Annotated in this window: 16 protein-coding genes and 1 pseudogene; 2 read left to right on the plus strand and 15 right to left on the minus strand. The window is 73.6% G+C overall.

The window, feature by feature from the left end; all coding sequences use genetic code 11:
• Positions 1 to 86 precede the first annotated feature (86 nt).
• Positions 87 to 1,061, plus strand: a complete 975-nt coding sequence (locus tag AB0K37_RS20700; RefSeq protein WP_363983407.1) for an alpha/beta hydrolase — start codon at positions 87 to 89, stop codon at positions 1,059 to 1,061.
• A gap of 1 nt (position 1,062) precedes the next feature.
• On the opposite strand, the gene AB0K37_RS20705 is transcribed toward AB0K37_RS20700, so the two are convergent.
• Positions 1,063 to 2,190: a nucleoside 2-deoxyribosyltransferase domain-containing protein gene (locus tag AB0K37_RS20705; protein WP_363983410.1), complete on the minus strand. Its 1,128-nt coding sequence runs from the start codon at positions 2,188 to 2,190 to the stop codon at positions 1,063 to 1,065.
• A 91-nt stretch (positions 2,191 to 2,281) separates the two neighbouring features.
• Here AB0K37_RS20705 and AB0K37_RS20710 point away from each other — a divergent pair, with 91 nt between their 5' ends.
• Complete coding sequence (locus AB0K37_RS20710) at positions 2,282 to 2,887, plus strand: hypothetical protein (protein ID WP_363983413.1); 606 nt, start codon at positions 2,282 to 2,284, stop codon at positions 2,885 to 2,887.
• Here AB0K37_RS20710 and AB0K37_RS20715 read toward each other — a convergent pair.
• The 14 genes and pseudogenes from AB0K37_RS20715 to AB0K37_RS20780 form a co-directional block, all read right to left on the minus strand.
• Positions 2,884 to 3,087, minus strand: coding sequence for a hypothetical protein (locus AB0K37_RS20715; protein WP_363983416.1), 204 nt, complete (start codon positions 3,085 to 3,087; stop codon positions 2,884 to 2,886). The genes AB0K37_RS20710 and AB0K37_RS20715 overlap by 4 nt on opposite strands.
• A gap of 173 nt (positions 3,088 to 3,260) precedes the next feature.
• A complete protein-coding gene (gene der, locus AB0K37_RS20720; protein ID WP_363983419.1) occupies positions 3,261 to 4,646 on the minus strand; it encodes a ribosome biogenesis GTPase Der in 1,386 nt (461 codons plus the stop codon).
• Positions 4,647 to 4,683: 37 nt separating this feature from the next.
• Entirely contained in the window at positions 4,684 to 5,346 is a 663-nt protein-coding gene (gene cmk, locus AB0K37_RS20725; protein ID WP_363983422.1) for a (d)CMP kinase, read from the minus strand.
• 119 nt (positions 5,347 to 5,465) lie between these two features.
• Positions 5,466 to 6,557, minus strand: coding sequence for a prephenate dehydrogenase (locus AB0K37_RS20730; RefSeq protein WP_363983425.1), 1,092 nt, complete (start codon positions 6,555 to 6,557; stop codon positions 5,466 to 5,468).
• Positions 6,558 to 6,567: 10 nt separating this feature from the next.
• On the minus strand, positions 6,568 to 6,930 hold the full coding sequence (aroH, locus tag AB0K37_RS20735; RefSeq protein ID WP_185023695.1) for a chorismate mutase: 363 nt from the start codon (positions 6,928 to 6,930) through the stop codon (positions 6,568 to 6,570).
• Positions 6,931 to 6,979: 49 nt separating this feature from the next.
• Positions 6,980 to 7,711: a pseudouridine synthase gene (locus AB0K37_RS20740; protein WP_363983428.1), complete on the minus strand. Its 732-nt coding sequence runs from the start codon at positions 7,709 to 7,711 to the stop codon at positions 6,980 to 6,982.
• On the minus strand, positions 7,708 to 8,283 hold the full coding sequence (gene scpB, locus AB0K37_RS20745) for an SMC-Scp complex subunit ScpB (protein WP_363983431.1): 576 nt from the start codon (positions 8,281 to 8,283) through the stop codon (positions 7,708 to 7,710). The genes AB0K37_RS20740 and scpB overlap by 4 nt, the downstream gene beginning before the upstream one ends.
• Positions 8,276 to 9,166 carry a segregation/condensation protein A gene (locus AB0K37_RS20750; protein ID WP_363983446.1) on the minus strand — a complete coding sequence of 297 codons (891 nt, stop codon included), beginning with the start codon at positions 9,164 to 9,166 and terminating at the stop codon, positions 8,276 to 8,278. The genes scpB and AB0K37_RS20750 overlap by 8 nt, the downstream gene beginning before the upstream one ends.
• Before the next feature lie 119 nt (positions 9,167 to 9,285).
• Positions 9,286 to 9,921, minus strand: a complete 636-nt coding sequence (locus AB0K37_RS20755) for a hypothetical protein (RefSeq protein WP_363983434.1) — start codon at positions 9,919 to 9,921, stop codon at positions 9,286 to 9,288.
• A gap of 37 nt (positions 9,922 to 9,958) precedes the next feature.
• A complete protein-coding gene (locus AB0K37_RS20760) occupies positions 9,959 to 10,825 on the minus strand; it encodes a ParA family protein (protein WP_312879779.1) in 867 nt (288 codons plus the stop codon).
• 206 nt (positions 10,826 to 11,031) lie between these two features.
• Positions 11,032 to 12,066, minus strand: a complete 1,035-nt coding sequence (locus AB0K37_RS20765; RefSeq protein ID WP_363983437.1) for a site-specific tyrosine recombinase XerD — start codon at positions 12,064 to 12,066, stop codon at positions 11,032 to 11,034.
• Positions 12,067 to 12,105: 39 nt separating this feature from the next.
• Positions 12,106 to 12,753, minus strand: a complete 648-nt coding sequence (locus AB0K37_RS20770; RefSeq protein WP_363983440.1) for an NUDIX hydrolase — start codon at positions 12,751 to 12,753, stop codon at positions 12,106 to 12,108.
• A complete protein-coding gene (locus AB0K37_RS20775) occupies positions 12,750 to 14,426 on the minus strand; it encodes a CTP synthase (RefSeq protein WP_363983443.1) in 1,677 nt (558 codons plus the stop codon). Before AB0K37_RS20775 ends, AB0K37_RS20770 begins: the two co-directional genes overlap by 4 nt.
• Positions 14,427 to 15,180: 754 nt before the next feature.
• A pseudogene (locus tag AB0K37_RS20780) lies at positions 15,181 to 16,069 on the minus strand (hypothetical protein); the annotation flags it as partial.

Raw genomic sequence — 16,069 nt, forward strand, 5'->3', positions numbered from 1 at the left:
CGCAGGTACGGCAGAGGCGCCCCGTCTTCCCTCCCGGTCGCCGCGGATGTCACCATCTACTTACATCCCCGAGGCGAGGAGGACCCGTGACGGCACAAGGCCCCGCGACCCTGGTGATCGAACGGCACGGGACGGCGAGCCTGCGCTCCCGGGCGGTCTCGGCGGGCGTCCGGCGGCTGGTGCGCCCCGGTCTCGCCCGGTTCGCGGGCCAGCCCTTCGACGACCGGGCGCTGCGCCGCGCCGCGCTCATCGACCGGCTCGCGGCGCGGGCCGGGACGCCGCGGCGCATCCGCGTGGAGAAGGTCCGCTTCGACGGCTTCGGCGCCGAGTGGGTGTCCGCGCCCGGCGCCGAGCCGCCGCGCGACAAGGCGATCCTCTACCTGCACGGCGGCGGCTGGATCTCCTGCGGCCTCAACACGCACCGCCGGATGGTCGCCTCGTTCGCGGCCGCGTCCGGCGCCACGGCGCTGTCGGTGGACTACCGGATGATCCCCGCGGTCCCCTTCGAGCGGGAGGTCGAGGACTGCGTCACCGCCTACCGGTGGCTGCTGGAGGAGCGGGGGATCGACCCCGGGCGCATCGTGGTCATGGGCGACTCGGCGGGCGGGCACCTCACGTTCGCCACGGCGCTGCGCGCCCGCGAGGAGGGGCTGCCCATGCCCGCGGCGCTCGCGGCCCTGTCCCCCATGCTCGACATGGACCTGACCGAAAAGCTCGCCCACGCCAACATGGGCCTGGACCCCTCCGACCCCGGGGCGCTGCTGGAACGCCTCGTCGAGGGCTTCCTCGGCCACCTCGACCTCGCCGACCCGGCGATCTCCCCCGTCCGCGCCGACCTCGCGGGCCTGCCGCCCGTCCTGCTCACCGCCGGGTCCACCGAACTTCTGTACTGCGACTCCGAGCTGATGGCGCGGCGCCTCGCCGAGGCCGGGGTGCCGGTCACGCTCCAGGTGTGGGACCGGCAGCTGCACGTGTTCCAGATGTTCGGGCCGTACCTGCCCGAGTCGCGCGCCGCGATCGCCGCGCTCGGCGCGTTCGTCCGCGACGCCCTGGACGGCTGAGTCAGCGCGCCTCCAGCAGCGCCTCGGCGATCATTCCGAGGTTGGCGGCGTCCACGAGCCCCTCCCGCCTGATCCGCCCGAACGAGGCCACCACGACGTAGGTGCGCTCACCGTCCGCCGCCACCCCGTGCGGGCCCGAGCCCCCGATCCGCTCCAGCTCGCCGGCGGTGACCTCGGCGGAGAACAGGTGCGCGCGGTGCGCCGACAGGGTCGCGTTCACCTGCCGGGAGCGGTGCTCGCGCAGCCGGCCGGGCTCCAGAGCCAGCCCCGTCTCCTCGGCGACCTCCGCGAGCGCCACCTCGCGGGGGCCGCCCGGCCCGGAACCGCCCGGCAGCTCGTGGACGGCCCCGTCCGCGCCCGCGCTCCGGAACTCCCGGACGAGCACCACCCGCGTCTCGTCGAGCGTCGCGCCGGGCCGGTACAGCACGACCGCCGAGATGTCCGGCCGCCCGATGACGATCTCGTTGTCCTTCACCCGGTCCTCCGCGGCCACGCGGACCCGGACGCGCACTCCCCAGTGCGCCCCGAACCGGAACACCATCCGCGCCCCGAGCAGCACGTTGCCCGCGCCCCGCTGGCCCGCGTACCAGCGCTGGAACGCCGCGTCCCGCCACAGCAGCAGCGGAACCTCGCGCTCCCCTCCGGCCCGGGGCGCGCCGGCGCCGATCCGGCGCAGCGCCGCCGCGACCGTCTCCGGCAGGCTGGAGGCCGTCGGCACCGCGGACTTCTCCGCGTAGTGCAGCAGGTAGCCGTTCCTCGGCGCCTCCGGCGGCGCGCCGAACACCACCCGGCCGCTGTCGTGCCACATCCCCCACTCCACGTTCGTGGTGAAGGCCGGCATGGTCGCGAGGTCGCGCGGCACCCAGAAGACGACCTCGTCGGCCAGGTGCAGGCAGCGCTCCTCCCACTCGACCTGGCCGTCGTAGTCGTCGTAGCGGCCCTCCCGGTGCTCGGGGTCGAACACCACGAGCCGTCCGCCGCGCCAGCGCTCCCGCAGCTCGGCGTGGGCGTCGGGCCGCCACGAGGCGACCCCGGGCGCCCGGGGCGTGGGGCCCGCGAGGAAGACGGCCGCGTCCCAGCGGTCCGGCGGCTCCTCCCGCGCGTGAACGAGGGTGACGCCGTCGTCCATGCGGCGCCTCCTTTCCGGCCGTGTGGACCGCTTACCAACGGGTAAACGCTGCTGATAACAGAATCACACTCCCGGTCAGGAGGAATCGATCATGGCTGGGACCATGCGAGTTCCGCGCACCCGGGGCGTCCTCAGCGGCATCCTGCTGATCCTGCTGGGGCTCTGGGGCGCGCTGCTGCCCCTCGTCGGCCCCTACTTCCACTTCGGATTCACGCCGGACGACACCTGGGTCTACACCACCGACCGCCTGCAGCTCAGCATCGCCCCCGGAGCCGCCACGGCGCTGGGCGGGCTGATCCTGCTGTTCAGCGCCAACCGCGCCGTCGGGATGTTCGGCGGCTGGCTGGCCGCGCTCGCCGGCGCCTGGTTCGCCGTCGGACCCGTCCTCGCCACGCTCTGGAACGTCCCGGGCGTCGGCGCCCCGCTCGGCGCGAGCGAGGGACGGCGCATCGCCGAGCAGCTCGCCGGCTTCACCGGCCTCGGCGTCGTGATCGTGTTCCTCGCGGCGCTCGCGCTCGGCAGGTTCGCGGTCGTCGGCGTCCGCGAACGGCGGCTGGACGAGCCCGAACCACCGCCCGGGTCGAACACCACGCAACCGCTCGTGTACGGGCGCTACGCGCGGGAGAACCACCCCGGCCAGGCCCCGCCGCCGACCGGCGACCAGCACGTCGCGGGCGACACGCGCTGGGAACGCTAGCGGCCCCGGCCGCGCATGTTGCGGACGGACTTGGTGGTCTCGTAGCTGCCGCGCTCGTCGTCGAGCCGCACGTCGTCGCGGTCGGTGAACATGGCGACGAAGGCGACCACCAGGCCGACGCCGCCGATCCAGGGCTCCCGCCAAGCGAAGCTGAGCGCCACGCAGGCGACGGCGACGGCGATGAGCAGCAAGAGCTTCACGTCACACCCCTCGACCGCGTCCCGGCGCCGGGGAGACCCGGCCGCCCGGACGTGCGAACGCGTCCGTCGCGGAAACAGCGAGTAATGGAAGACTTACTCGCCCCGCAGGTGCATCCTGCCACGAGGCGGCCCGGCGGGGGAAGATCCCCGGCGGGCCGCGCGCGATATTTCGGCTACTTCTTGCCCTTGCCGCGCTTCTCGCGGATCTTCATCGTGATGTCGAGGGGCGTCCCGTCGAACCCGAACTCCTCCCGCAGCCGCCGCTCGATGAACCGCCGGTAGCCCTCCTCCAGGAAGCCCGACGTGAACAGCACGAACCGCGGCGGCCGCACCCCCGCCTGCGTCGCGAACAGCACGCGCGGCTGCTTGCCGCCCCGCACCGGGTGCGGATGCGAGTTCACCAGGTCGGCGAAGAACTGGTTCAGCTTGGACGTCGGGACGCGGGTGCCCCAGCCGTCCAGCGCCGTCTCGATGGCCGGCACCAGCTTCTCCATGTGCCGCCCGGTCTTGGCGGAGATGTTCGCCCGCGGCGCCCACCGCGCGTTGTGCAGCTGCCGGTCGATCTCGCGCTCGAGGTAGTGGCGGCGCTCCTCGTCCAGCAGGTCCCACTTGTTGTAGGCGATGACCAGCGACCGGCCCGACTCGATCACCATGGAGATGATCCGCAGGTCCTGCTCGGCGAGCGGCTGGTCGGCGTCCACCAGCACGACCGCGACCTCGGCGCGCTCGAGCGCCGACCGCGTGCGCAGCGTCGCGTAGAAGTCGGCGCCCTGGTTCTCGCGGTGCCGCCGCCGGATCCCGGCCGTGTCGATGAACCGCCACGTCTTGCCGCCCAGCTCGATCAGCTCGTCGACCGGGTCGCGGGTCGTGCCCGCCACCGAGTCCACGACGGCGCGGTTCTCCCCCGCCAGCTTGTTCAGCAGGCTCGACTTGCCGACGTTCGGGCGGCCGAGCAGCGCGACCCGGCGCGGCCCGCCGGCCTCGCCGAACGTCTCCGCCGGGGGCTCCTCGGGCAGCGCGTCCAGCACCGCGTCGAGCAGGTCGCCGCTGCCGCGCCCGTGCAGGGCGCTGACCGGGTGCGGCTCGCCGATGCCGAGCGACCACAGCAGCGCCGCGTCGGACTCGGCGCCCACGTCGTCGACCTTGTTGGCGACCAGCACCACCGGCTTGCCGGACCGGCGCAGGATCTCCACCACGGCCTCGTCCACGTCCGTGGCGCCCACGGTCGCGTCCACCACGAACATCACCACGTCGGCCAGGTCGACCGCCAGCCGCGCCTGCTCGGCGATCGCCGCGGCCAGGCCGGTGGAGTCCGGCAGCCAGCCGCCGGTGTCGACGACGGTGAACCGGCGCCCGCTCCACGCCGCGTCGTAGGCGACCCGGTCGCGGGTCACGCCCGGGACGTCCTCCACGACGGCCTCGCGGCGGCCGAGGATCCGGTTGACCAGGGTGGACTTGCCGACGTTCGGCCGCCCCACCACGGCCACGACCGGCGCCGGGCCCGCGTCCTGGTCGACGTCCTCGACGGCGTCCACCGTTTCGATCTCGAAATCGCTCACTGTCACATTCCCCGGCGGGAGCCGTCAGGCCGCCCGCTCACTCATGCTCTTTGGCGAGGCGGACGACCGCCTCGATGACCTCGTCCAGGCTCAGCCCGGTCGAGTCGATCTCGTGCGCGCCCGCCGCCTTGGCCAGCGGCGAGGCCTTGCGCGTCGAGTCCAGCCGGTCCCGCCGCTCCTGCTCGGCCTGCGTGACCGTCACCGACGCGCCCGGGTCGGCGGCCAGGTCCTTCGCGCGGCGCGCCGCGCGGACCTCGGCGCTCGCCGTCAGGAACACCTTGACCGGCGCGTCCGGCGCGACGGCCGTGCCGATGTCGCGCCCCTCCACCACGATCCCGCCGGCCCCGATGATCTCGCGCTGGAGCTCCACCAGCCGGGCGCGCACCGCCGGGACGGAACTGACCGCGCTGACCGCGTTCGTCACCGCGCGGGTGCGGATCGGGCCGGACACGTCCGTCCCGTCCACCGTGATCGTCGGCGCCGCCGGGTCGGTGCCGGACTCGATCACCGGGTCCTGCGCGCGGGCCGCGACCGCGGCGCCGTCCTCGACCGGCACGCCGTTCTCCAGCATCCACCACGTCATGGCGCGGTACATGGCGCCCGTGTCCAGGTAGCGCAGCCCGAGCACCCGGGCGACGCCCTTGGACGCGCTGGACTTCCCCGACCCGGACGGACCGTCCATGGCGATGACGAGCGGCACGATCGCTCCCTCTCTGTCGTCGTGAAGCGGGCGGCGCTCGTCGCCGCGCCGGCGTGCGGAAGTCCCCCGGAGCAAGTCTTCGGCGCCCCAGGTTACCGGCCTCCCGGCACCACTGCGGCCTAGCCGGGCACCGACCAGCCGCGGGCGCGCAGCTCCTCCGCCAGCCGCTCGGCCGCCTCCGGGACCACCGACAGCTCCAGCACGCCGAGCGGGCGGCCCGGGGAGTGCTCGATGGTCACGTCCTCGATGTTGACCCCCGCGATCCCCGCCGCCTGGAAGATCATCGCCAGCTCGCCCGGCCGGTCGGGGATGACCACCTGGACCGTCGCGTAGGCGGGCTGGTCGCCGCCGTGCTTGCCGGGGATGCGGGACCGGCCCGCGTTCCCGCGCAGCAGCAGGTCGGCGACGTGCGTCGCGGCCTCCTCGCTGCCGTCGCGCAGCAGCGACGCCGCCACCGCGAGATCGGTGGCGACGGCCTCCAGCACGTCGGCGACGGGCGCGGAGTTGGCCGACAGGATCCCGATCCACAGCCGGGGATCGCTCGCCGCGATCCGGGTCACGTCGCGCACGCCCTGCCCGGACAGGCCGAGCGCCACGTCGTCGGCGCCGGTCAGGCGGGCGGCGACCGCGGCCGACACCACGTGCGGGGCGTGCGAGACCAGCGCGACGGCCCGGTCGTGCTCGGCGGCGTCCACCTGCACCGGCATGGCGCCGCACGCCTGCGCCAGGCCGGTCACGACCTCGACCGTCTCCGGCGTCGCCTCCGGGGTCGCGCACAGCGCCCACGGACGCCCGAGGAACAGGTCGGGCCGCGCCGCGCTCGGCCCGGACCGCTCGCTCCCGGCGAGGGGGTGGCCCGCCACGAACGTGGTCAGATCGCAGCCGAGCTCGGCCGCCTGGGCCAGCGGCAGCGCCTTCACGCTCGCCACGTCGGTGTAGGCGGTCGCCAGGCCGCGCTTCTGCGCGTCCAGCAGCGTCACCGCCACCGCCGCCGGCGGCACCGCGAGCACCGCCAGGTCGGCGGGCTCCTCCCGCGCGCCGTCCGGCAGCGCCTCGCCCGCGCCCAGCTCCACGGCCAGGGCCAGCGCCGCCGGGTCCCGGTCGGTCAGCAGCACCTCGGAGCCGCGCTCCCGCATCGCCAGGGCGATCGACGTCCCGATCAGGCCCGTCCCGACCACGACGATCCGCCGCGCCACCACGTCCTCGCTCACGTCGGAAACCCTACTGTGCGATGTCCAGCCGGAGCGCCGTGGCGCCGCGCAGGTACACGTGCTGGACGTCGGAGCGGGGACGGTCCGTCGCGATGTGCGCCATCAGCCGGATGACCCGCGGCAGCGCGCCGGGGACGCCGATCTCGGTGGCGCACAGCAGCGGCACCTCGTGGAACCCGAGCTTGCGGGCCGCGAGCGCCGGGAACTCGGCCGTCAGGTCCGGCGTCACCGTGAAGATGACGCTGATGACGTCGTCGGTGGTGAGCTCGTTGCGGGCCATCACCTCGGAGACGAGCTCGGTCGTCGCCTCCAGGATCTGGTCCCGGTCGTCGGCGTCGATCTGCGTCGCGCCACGGACCGCGCGTACCGTCACAGTCGTATCCCCTCGTCGTGTCCGGTGTCCTCGCCGTGTCCCGGTGCCTCTACAGGCCCACGGCCTTGTACAGCTCGCCGACCTCCTGGACGGTGAGCGCCCGCATCCCGCCCGGCTTCAGCTGGCCCAGCTTGATCGGACCGAACTCGACGCGGGCGAGCTGCTGGACCGGGAAGCCGACCTCCTTCAGCAGCCGCCGGACGATGTGCTTGCGCCCCTCGTGCAGGGTGATCTCCACCAGGACGCGCCGGCCGACCTGGTCGAACACGCGGAACTTGTCGGCCTTGGCGGGGCCGTCGTCCAGGGTGACCCCGGCCTTGAGCCGCTTGCCGAGGTCGCGCGGGATCGGGCCGTGGATCTCCGCCAGGTAGGTCTTGAACACCCCGTAGGACGGGTGGGTCAGCCGGTGCGACAGCTCACCGTCGTTGGTGAGCAGGATCAGGCCCTCGGTGTCGGTGTCCAGCCGCCCCACGTGGAACAGCCGCTCGGGCACCTCCACGTAGTCGGCCAGGGACTTGCGGCCCCGCTCGTCCGCCATGGTCGACACCACGCCGCGCGGCTTGTTGATGGCGTAGTAGCGCATCTCGGACCGGGTCTCGACCCGCTTGCCGTCCACGTGGATGACGGCGCGCCGGGGGTCGACGCGCTCGCCGAACCGGAACACCTTCTTCCCGTCGACGGTCACGCGGCCCTCGCCGATCAGCTCCTCGCAGTGGCGGCGGCTGCCGATCCCGGCCTCGGCCAGGACCTTCTGCAGGCGTACGCCCTCGTTCTCGCTCACGCGTCCTCAACTATCTCGTCTGGAAGGTCATCGGGAAGGTAGGGGGCGAGCTCGGGCAGCTCGTCGAGGTCGCGCAGCCCCAGCCGCTCCAGGAAGTACCCGGTGGTCCGGTAGAGGTGGGCCTGCGACTCCGGGTCCTGCCCGGCGTCCTCGATCAGGCCGCGCAGGGTCAGCGTCCGCATGACGCCGTCGCTGTTGACGCCGCGGATCGCCGACACGCGGGCCCGGCTCACCGGCTGCCGGTAGGCGACGACGGCGAGCGTCTCCAGGGCGGCCTGGGTGAGCCGCGCCTGCTGGCCGTCGGTGACGAACCGCTCCACCACCGGGGCGCAGACGTCCCGGGTGTAGAACCGCCAGCCGCCGGCGACCTCCCTGAGATCGAACCCCCGGCCCTGCTCGGTGTATTCCGCGGCCAGCTCCCGCAGCGTCCCGGCGACCTCGCCGCGGGGCCGCTCCAGCAGCTGCGCGAGCGTCATCTCGGTGACCGGCTCGTCCACCACGAGCAGGATCGCCTCGATCGAGGCGCGCAGCCCCGGAAGCTCCGGCGCGTCCGCGCCGGAATCCTCACTCATCGTCTTTCTCGTCCTTCCGGCTCTTCTCGTCGGGTCCGGCGGCGCCCTCCGCGGGATCCTTCTTCGGGGCGCCCTCGTAGTCGTCGCCGACCTCCACGTCGCCGTCGTCGGTGCCGGTCCAGGTGACGTGGAGCTCGCCGAGGGGCTCGTCCTGCTCGAACGTGACCGCCTGCTCCCGGTACAGCTCCAGCAGGGCCAGGAACCGGGCGACGACCTCGTAGGTGCCCTCGGCGTCGGCCGCCAGGACGCGGAAGGTGGTCCGGCGCAGCCGGCGGAGCAGCTCCACGACGATCGCGGCCTGCTCCTTGACGCTGGCCTTCGGCTGGTACATGTGCTCGACCGAGACCGACGGCGGCGCCTTCGGGGCGAGCGCCTTGGCGGCGAGCCGCGCGAACTCCTGCGGGCCGAGGCCGAGCAGCACCTCCGGCAGGAGGTTGGCGAACTTCGGCTCCATCGGGACCAGGCGCGGGAACCGGCGGCTCGCGTCGGCGACGCGCGCCGCGATCACCCGCGCGACCTCCTTGTACGCCCGGTACTGCAGCAGCCGCGCGAACAGCAGGTCGCGGGCCTCCAGCAGCGCCAGGTCCTCCTCGTCGTCGACCTCGCCGGACGGCAGCAGCCGGGCGGCCTTGAGGTCCAGCAGGGTCGCGGCGACCAGCAGGAAGTGGCTGGCCTGGTCGAGGTCCCACTCCGCGCCGTGCGAGCGGATGTGGGCGATGAAGTCGTCGGTGACCTTGTGCAGCGACACCTCGGTGATGTCGAGCTTGTGCTTGGAGATCAGGCCGAGCAGCAGGTCGAAGGGGCCCTCGAAGTTGTCCAGGCGGACGCGGAACCCCTGCTCCTCGTCGGTCTCGCGCCCCGGCTCGGGCGACGTCGCGTCCACGTCGCTCACGGTAGCGGAGAGCTCCTCGTGCGCTGTGCTCACCGGCCCCATCGTCCCATGCCCCGGCGCGTGCCCGCGCACTTCGGCGAGCACGGGCGGTGACGCGGCGGGGGCGGGCGCTATCCGCCGGTCAGCCGCCGGACGATGGCGCTGGCGTCGTCGCGGGTGAAGCCGCCCGCGGGCCCGTTGATCTCGACCTGGCCTCCGGTGACGGCCTGCATGACCTGCGCGGGCTCCGACACGAGCGTCCCTCCGACGAGCATCGCCATCCGACCGCCGGGCGCCCGGGCGGCGAAGGCGTCGGCGGCCTTGCGGGTCAGCGCGGCGAAGCCCGGCGCGTCCGCCGAGGTCAGCGTCATCGCCACGGACCAGCCGGTGCTGCCGCGGGCGGGGTCCGGCGGGACGGCCCTGACCTCCTCCAGCCGGCGTACCGCGAGAGCGTCCGAGCTCAGCGTGTAGCACTCGGACGCGCCGGGGACGGTGACGGCGCCGCCCGCGCACGGCGGGGCGGACACGCTCGCCAGGAGCCTGAACGTCAGCGGCACGCGCAGATCCACCGGCCCGGACGAGGCGGCGGCCGAGGAGTCGTCGTCCTGACGCAGGACCAGATAGGCCCCGAGGCCGCAGACCGCGACCAGCACCACGGCGGTCACGGCGACCAGCACGATGACCAGCGGGCCCCGCCCCCGGGCGGGCGAGGGCGGCGGGAGGGCGCCGGGCGGCGGGCCGTACGGCGCGGGCGGGGGGTGCCCCATGGTGCGCTCCCTCGGGGTCAGCGGCGGCCGGGCGGCCTCACTCGAACTCCGCCCACCGGACGAGGACCTCACGGGCCAGGCTGCGGTAGGCGTTCGCGCCCATCGAACTGGGGTCGAAGAAAGTGATCGGCTCCCCCGCGACGGTCGCGTCGGGGAACCGCACCGTACGGTTGATCACGGTGTGGAACACCTTGTCGCCGAACGCCTCGACGATGCGCCCGAGGACCTCCCGGGTGTGCAGCGTCCGCGAGTCGTACATGGTGCCGAGGACGCCGTCGATGACCAGGCCCGGGTTGATCCGGCCCTGCACCTTCTCGATCGTCTCCATCAGCAGCGCGACGCCGCGCATCGCGAAGTACTCGCACTCCAGCGGGATCAGCACGCCCTCGCTGGCGGCCAGCGCGTTCACGGTGAGCAGGCCGAGCGAAGGCTGGCAGTCGATGAGGATGTAGTCGTAGTGGTCGACCGCCGACTTCAGCGCGCCCTGCAGGATGTACTCGCGGCCGACCTCGTGGACGAGCTGGACCTCGGCGCCCGACAGGTCGATGTTGCTCGGCAGCAGGTCCATGCCGTCGACGCCGGTCTCGATGACGACGTCCTCCCACTCGGTGTCGCGTTCGAGCAGCAGGTTGTGGATCGTCACTTCGAGCTGGCGCGGGTCGCCCTTGCCGAGGCCCACCGACAGGGCGCCCTGCGGGTCGAAGTCGACGAGCAGGACGCGGCGGCCGTACTCGGCGAGCGCGGCGCCCAGATTGATCGTCGTGGTGGTCTTGCCGACGCCGCCCTTCTGGTTGCAGACGGCCACGATCCGCGCCGGGCCGTGCTCCGCGAGCGGCTCCGGCTCCGGGAACACCGGCACGGGTCGCTGAGTGGGCCCGAGGGCTCGGCTCGGGTCGGTCTCTATGGTGGCGGAGGAGAGGACTCCATCCGCACTGTTAGTGCTGGTCACCAGATCCCTCCCCGGCGGCCTGGAAATGCCATCCAGAACGGGGACTCTAGGGCCGTCCACCCCGTCGCTCAAGCCGACGCGCAACGAACGTCGCGATTTGTCGATGTGCCGGATGGCCCGATTCGTCCCATAGTGCGTGTCCGATGCGCCCGCGGCGCGGGTCAGTTCCGCGCCCTCGGGTGCGAGGTCGCGTAGACCTCGCGCAGCAACTGGACGGTGACGAGAGTGTAGACCTGCGTGGTGGTCACCGAGGCGTGCCCCAGCAGTTCCTGGACGACGCGGACGTCGGCCCCGCCGTCCAGCAGGTGCGTGGCGAACGAATGCCGCAGCGTGTGCGGGGACACCTCCGACAGCTGCGCCCGGTCGGCGGCGGCGCGCAGCACCATCCAGGCGCCCTGCCGCGACAGCCGCCCGCCGCGCGCGTTCAGGAACAGCGCCGGGCCGCCCCGCCCGGCCCCGGCCAGCTCGGGGCGCGCCCGCACCAGATAGGCGTCCACGGCCTCGCGGGCGTAGTCGCCGATGGGCACGACCCGCGCCTTGCCGCCCTTGCCGGCCACACGGGCGAACCCGTCCCCCAGGTCGAGGTCGTCGACGTCCAGGCCGACGGCCTCGGAGATGCGCGCGCCCGACCCGTAGAGCAGCTCCAGCAGCGCCCGGTCGCGCAGGCCGCGCGCCGTTCCGGGGTCGCCGGACGGGCCGGCCGCCGCCGCCAGCAGGCGTTCGACGTCCTCCAGCGAGATCGCCTTCGGCAGCCGGCGCGGCGGCGTGGGCGGCTTGACGTCGTGGGCGGGGTCGCCGGCGGCGAGGCCCTCGCGCAGCGCGAACCGGTGCAGCCCCCGGACCGCCACGAGCGCCCGCGCCGCCGAACCCGCCGACAGCGGCGGATGCTCCCCGTCGCCCTCGCGCAGCCCCACCAGGAACGCGCGGACGTCCTCCTCGGCGATCTCCCCGACGGCCTCCCGCCCCCGCCCCGCCTGCACCTGCGCGTAGCGGCGCAGGTCGCGGCGGTAGGAGCTGAGCGTGTTGGCGGCGAGACCGCGCTCGACGGCCAGGTGCCCCAGGTAGGCGCGCACGGCCGAGTCGAGCGCGGACCCCGCTCCGGCGTCGCGTTCGGGGCGCCGCGCGGTGCTCCGGGAGGACGGGCTCGGGGACAGGGCGGCACCTCTTCCGGCCGTGGGCTCCGGGGACTCGCCCATCATGCCCCCTCCGGCGACCGGAGGGGGACCTCATCCGGCTCAGTCCTCCGGCGCGTCGACGGGGCGCAGGTCCGCGAAACCCGAGTCGCGGGCGGCGCGCACCGCGAGGATCCCCATGCACGCGATCATGTTGTGCAGCTCACCGGCGAACACCTTGCGGACCGCCTCCTCCAGCGGCACCCACACGACCGGCATGTCCGCCTCCTCGTGGACGCGCTCGAAGTCGATCTCGTCGGCCGGGACCTCGGTGAGACCGCGCGCCAGGAAGATCCGGATGCGCTCGTCGGCCATGCCGGGCGACGGGAACACGTCGATCAGGGTGTCCCAGCGCTCGGCGCGGTATCCGGCCTCCTCCAGCAGCTCCCGCTCGGCGAGCTTGTGCAGGGGCTCGCCCTCCACGTCCCGCAGCCCGGCGGGCGCCTCCCACAACTGCCGCGCCACCGGGTGCCGGTACTGCCGCAGCAGCAGCACCCGGTCGCGGTCGTCGACCGCGATGACGCCGACCGAGCCGGTGTGCTCGATGACGTCCCGCGTCACGGCCTCGGTGCCGTCCCCGCGAGGCATCTCCACCCGGTCGCTGCGGACGCTGAAGACGCGCCCCCGGAAGGGCGTGGAGGACTCCACGACCTTCCAGCGGTCGGGATGATCACGGACGTCGCCCGGGCCCAGCTCCTCACCGCCGCTCACGAGGCGCCCCCGTCCGCGCGCGCCTCGGCGTAACCGAGGGCGGCGGACACGAGGCCGCTGAACAGCGGATGCGGGCGGGTCGGACGGGACCGGAACTCCGGGTGCGCCTGGGTACCGACGAAGAACGGGTGCTGCTCGCGGGGCAGCTCGACGTACTCGACCAGGCGGCCGTCGGGCGACAGGCCCGAGAACCTTAGCCCCGCCTGCTCCAGCCGCTCCCGGTAGGAGTTGTTGACCTCGTAGCGGTGCCGGTGCCGCTCGGACACCTTCGCCTCCCCGTACAGCTCCCGCACGACCGACCCGTCGGCCAGGTCGGCCGGGTAGAGGCCGAGCCGCATCGTGCCGCCCATGTCGCGCTCCCCCGCGACGACGTCGAGCTGGTCGGCCATGGTGGCGACGACGGGATGCGCGGTGGTGGCGTCGAACTCGGAACTGCCGGCGTCGGCGAGCCCGCCGAGATTCCGCGCGGCCTCGATGACCATGCACTGCAGCCCGAGGCAGATGCCGAGCAGCGGAACCCGGTTCTCGCGCGCGTGCCGGATGGCGCCGAGCTTGCCCTCGATGCCCCGGACCCCGAACCCGCCGGGGACCAGGACGCCGTCGACGCCGTCCAGCTCCCGCTTGGCGCCCTCGGGCGTCTCGCAGTCGTCGCTCTTCACCCAGCGGATGTGCACCTTGGCGTCGTTGCCGAACCCGCCGTGCCGCAGCGCCTCGGTCACCGACAGGTACGCGTCGGGCAGGTCGATGTACTTGCCGACCAGCGCGATCGTGACCTCGCGGGCGGGCTTGTGGACGCGGCGCAGCAGCTCGTCCCACGCCCCCCAGTCCACGTCGCGGAACGGCAGGTCCAGGCGGCGCACCACGTAGGCGTCCAGGCCCTCCGAGTGCAGCACCTTCGGGATGTCGTAGATGCTGGCGGCGTCCACCGCGGACACCACGGCCTCGCGGTCGACGTCGCACATCAGGCTGATCTTGTGCTTGAGCCCGTCGGTGATCGGCCGGTCCGACCGGCACACGATCGCGTCGGGCTGGATGCCGATGGACCGCAGCGCCGCGACCGAGTGCTGCGTCGGCTTCGTCTTCAGCTCGCCGGACGGCCCGATGTACGGCAGCAGCGACACGTGCAGGAAGAAGCAGTTCTCCCGGCCGATCTCGTGCCGGATCTGCCGCACCGACTCCAGGAACGGCAGCGACTCGATGTCGCCGACCGTCCCGCCCACCTCGGTGATGACGATGTCGACGTCGCCGTCGTCGGCCATCCCCCGGATCCGGTCCTTGATCTCGTTGGTGATGTGCGGGATCACCTGCACGGTGTCGCCGAGATACTCCCCGCGCCGCTCCTTGGCGATCACGTTCGAGTACACCTGGCCGGTGGTGACGTTCGCCGACCCGTGCAGCTCGGTGTCGAGGAACCGCTCGTAGTGCCCGATGTCCAGGTCGGTCTCGGCGCCGTCGTCGGTGACGAAGACCTCGCCGTGCTGGAACGGGTTCATCGTGCCGGGGTCGACGTTGAGGTACGGGTCGAGCTTCTGCATGGTGACCCGGAGGCCGCGGAGGGCGAGAAGCCGCCCGAGGCTGGACGCCGTCAGACCCTTGCCGAGGCTTGAGGCGACACCGCCGGTGACGAAGAGATGCTTGGTAGGACGTGACCTACCAGTGGTAGCCGAAGGCAAGAAGGCGCTCCCGTGGTCGTTACGAGGCGGACGGTACCGCACTGTCCACGGGGTTCTAGCTTATTGCATTTCTCTCCTCCTTCGGCCCGGGGGGCCTCCATCGTCGAGAAACGCGTGCGGTTCTTACTGCGCTTCTCTCCTCCTTCGGGCCTGGCGGCCCTCCATCGTCGAGAAACCCGTGCGATCGCTGGCATCGCTCCGGCTCGCCTAGCGGCTCGCTGCGCGATCAGGTTCTCGCAAGCTCGAACCTGCCTTCGGACGCGATCGCAACCTTTCGGTCGTCGCGTGGTTGCGGCGCCGGCTGATGTCACCGCGCCCGCCCCAACGGTCGACGCGTCCAGTGGCGCACCCGCCGCAGCAGGCGGATGGCAGCGGCGCCCCCTCAAGTGGCGCCCCATCACACCCGTACGCCATCACGACCAAGCGCAGCCACCGCAGCGGAGGGACGCGGCCCTCGTCCGCTGGGGCCTCGCCACACTCGTAGGCGCGATCACCTCATCCGCTGGCGCGGGCCGCCGCAGCGGACGAATCTCGGCCGTCGCGTCCAGAGGCACCCCATCAAGAGGCGCCCCATCCCAACCGTACGCGCGGCCGTCGCGTCCGACGGCAACCCCGTCCCGTCGCGCCTCGTCACACTCGTAGGCGCGATCGCCTCATCCGGTGGCGCGGCCGCTGCGGCAGCAGGTGTGCGGCCGTCGTGCCGGGGGTGCCGTCGGGTGGTGGGGCTGCGCGGTTGTGGCCGTGCCGCCGCCCCCTACAGGCGGGGGGTGGCGGCTGTGGGCATGATGGTGCGGAGCTGGCGGGTCAGTTCGTCGATCAGGGAGCGGGCCTGGTCGGCGGCCTGGCGGGCGGCGTCGCGTTCCTGGGAGAGCTCGGCGATCTGGGCGCGTTGCTCCGTCACGGCCTGCGCCAGCTGGTCGACCCACTGGTCGCGTTCGGCGAGCTTCTCGGCGACGGCGTCGCGCTCGGCGGCCAGCTGCCGCATCGCCGCGACCGTCTGGTCGCGCTCGCGCCCGGCCTGGTCGGCGCGGCCGCGGGCCAGGGTGAGCTCGGACTCGGCACGCGCCTGCGCCTGGACGGCCCCCTCCCGGGCACGCTCCGCCGCCTCGCGCGCCTTGGCGTTGCCGTCGCGCTCCCGCTCGGCCTTCTTGGCGGCCTCCAGCGACTGGGCGGCCGTGTCGAGCGCCTGCTGGCGCTCGCTCTCGGCGGCGTCGGCACGTCCGGCCGCCTCCTGGGCGCGGCGCTCGGCGTCCTGCACCCGGCGCTCGGCGTCCTGCACGCGGCGTTCGGCCTCCTGCGCGCGGCGCTCGTTCTCCTGCGCGCGGCGCTCGGCGACCTCGGCGCGGCGCCGGGACTCGTCGGCCTCCTTGCCCGCCGCGACGACGGCGTGCTGCAGGTTCTGCGCGGTCATCTCGGCGTCGGTGACCTTGGCGCGCAGACCCGCCAGCTCGGCGTGCGCGGTCTCCAGCGCGCGGGACAGCTCCCCCGCCTGCTCGGCGACGCGGTCGCGCTCGGCCTCGGCGGAGCGGCGGCCGCCGACGGCGTCCTCGACGGCGCGCAGGGCGTCGCGACGACCTTCGCCCGCCCCGCCCCCCTCGACGTCCGGACCGGCGCCGGCACCGACTGGAACACCTTCCTGCGCG

Origin of the sequence: Actinomadura sp. NPDC049753, from assembly GCF_040674655.1 — a bacterium.
GTDB lineage: Bacteria > Actinomycetota > Actinomycetes > Streptosporangiales > Streptosporangiaceae > Spirillospora > Spirillospora verrucosospora.

Excerpts from the sequence above, each read along its gene's own strand:
- AB0K37_RS20755 (WP_363983434.1), bottom strand. The coding sequence starts at position 9,921 with ATGGGGCACCCCCCGCCCGCGCCGTACGGCCCGCCGCCCGGCGCCCTC.
- AB0K37_RS20710 (WP_363983413.1), top strand. The coding sequence starts at position 2,282 with ATGGCTGGGACCATGCGAGTTCCGCGCACCCGGGGCGTCCTCAGCGGC.
- AB0K37_RS20705 (WP_363983410.1), bottom strand. The coding sequence starts at position 2,190 with ATGGACGACGGCGTCACCCTCGTTCACGCGCGGGAGGAGCCGCCGGAC.
- AB0K37_RS20765 (WP_363983437.1), bottom strand. The coding sequence starts at position 12,066 with ATGGGCGAGTCCCCGGAGCCCACGGCCGGAAGAGGTGCCGCCCTGTCC.
- scpB (WP_363983431.1), bottom strand. The coding sequence starts at position 8,283 with ATGAGTGAGGATTCCGGCGCGGACGCGCCGGAGCTTCCGGGGCTGCGC.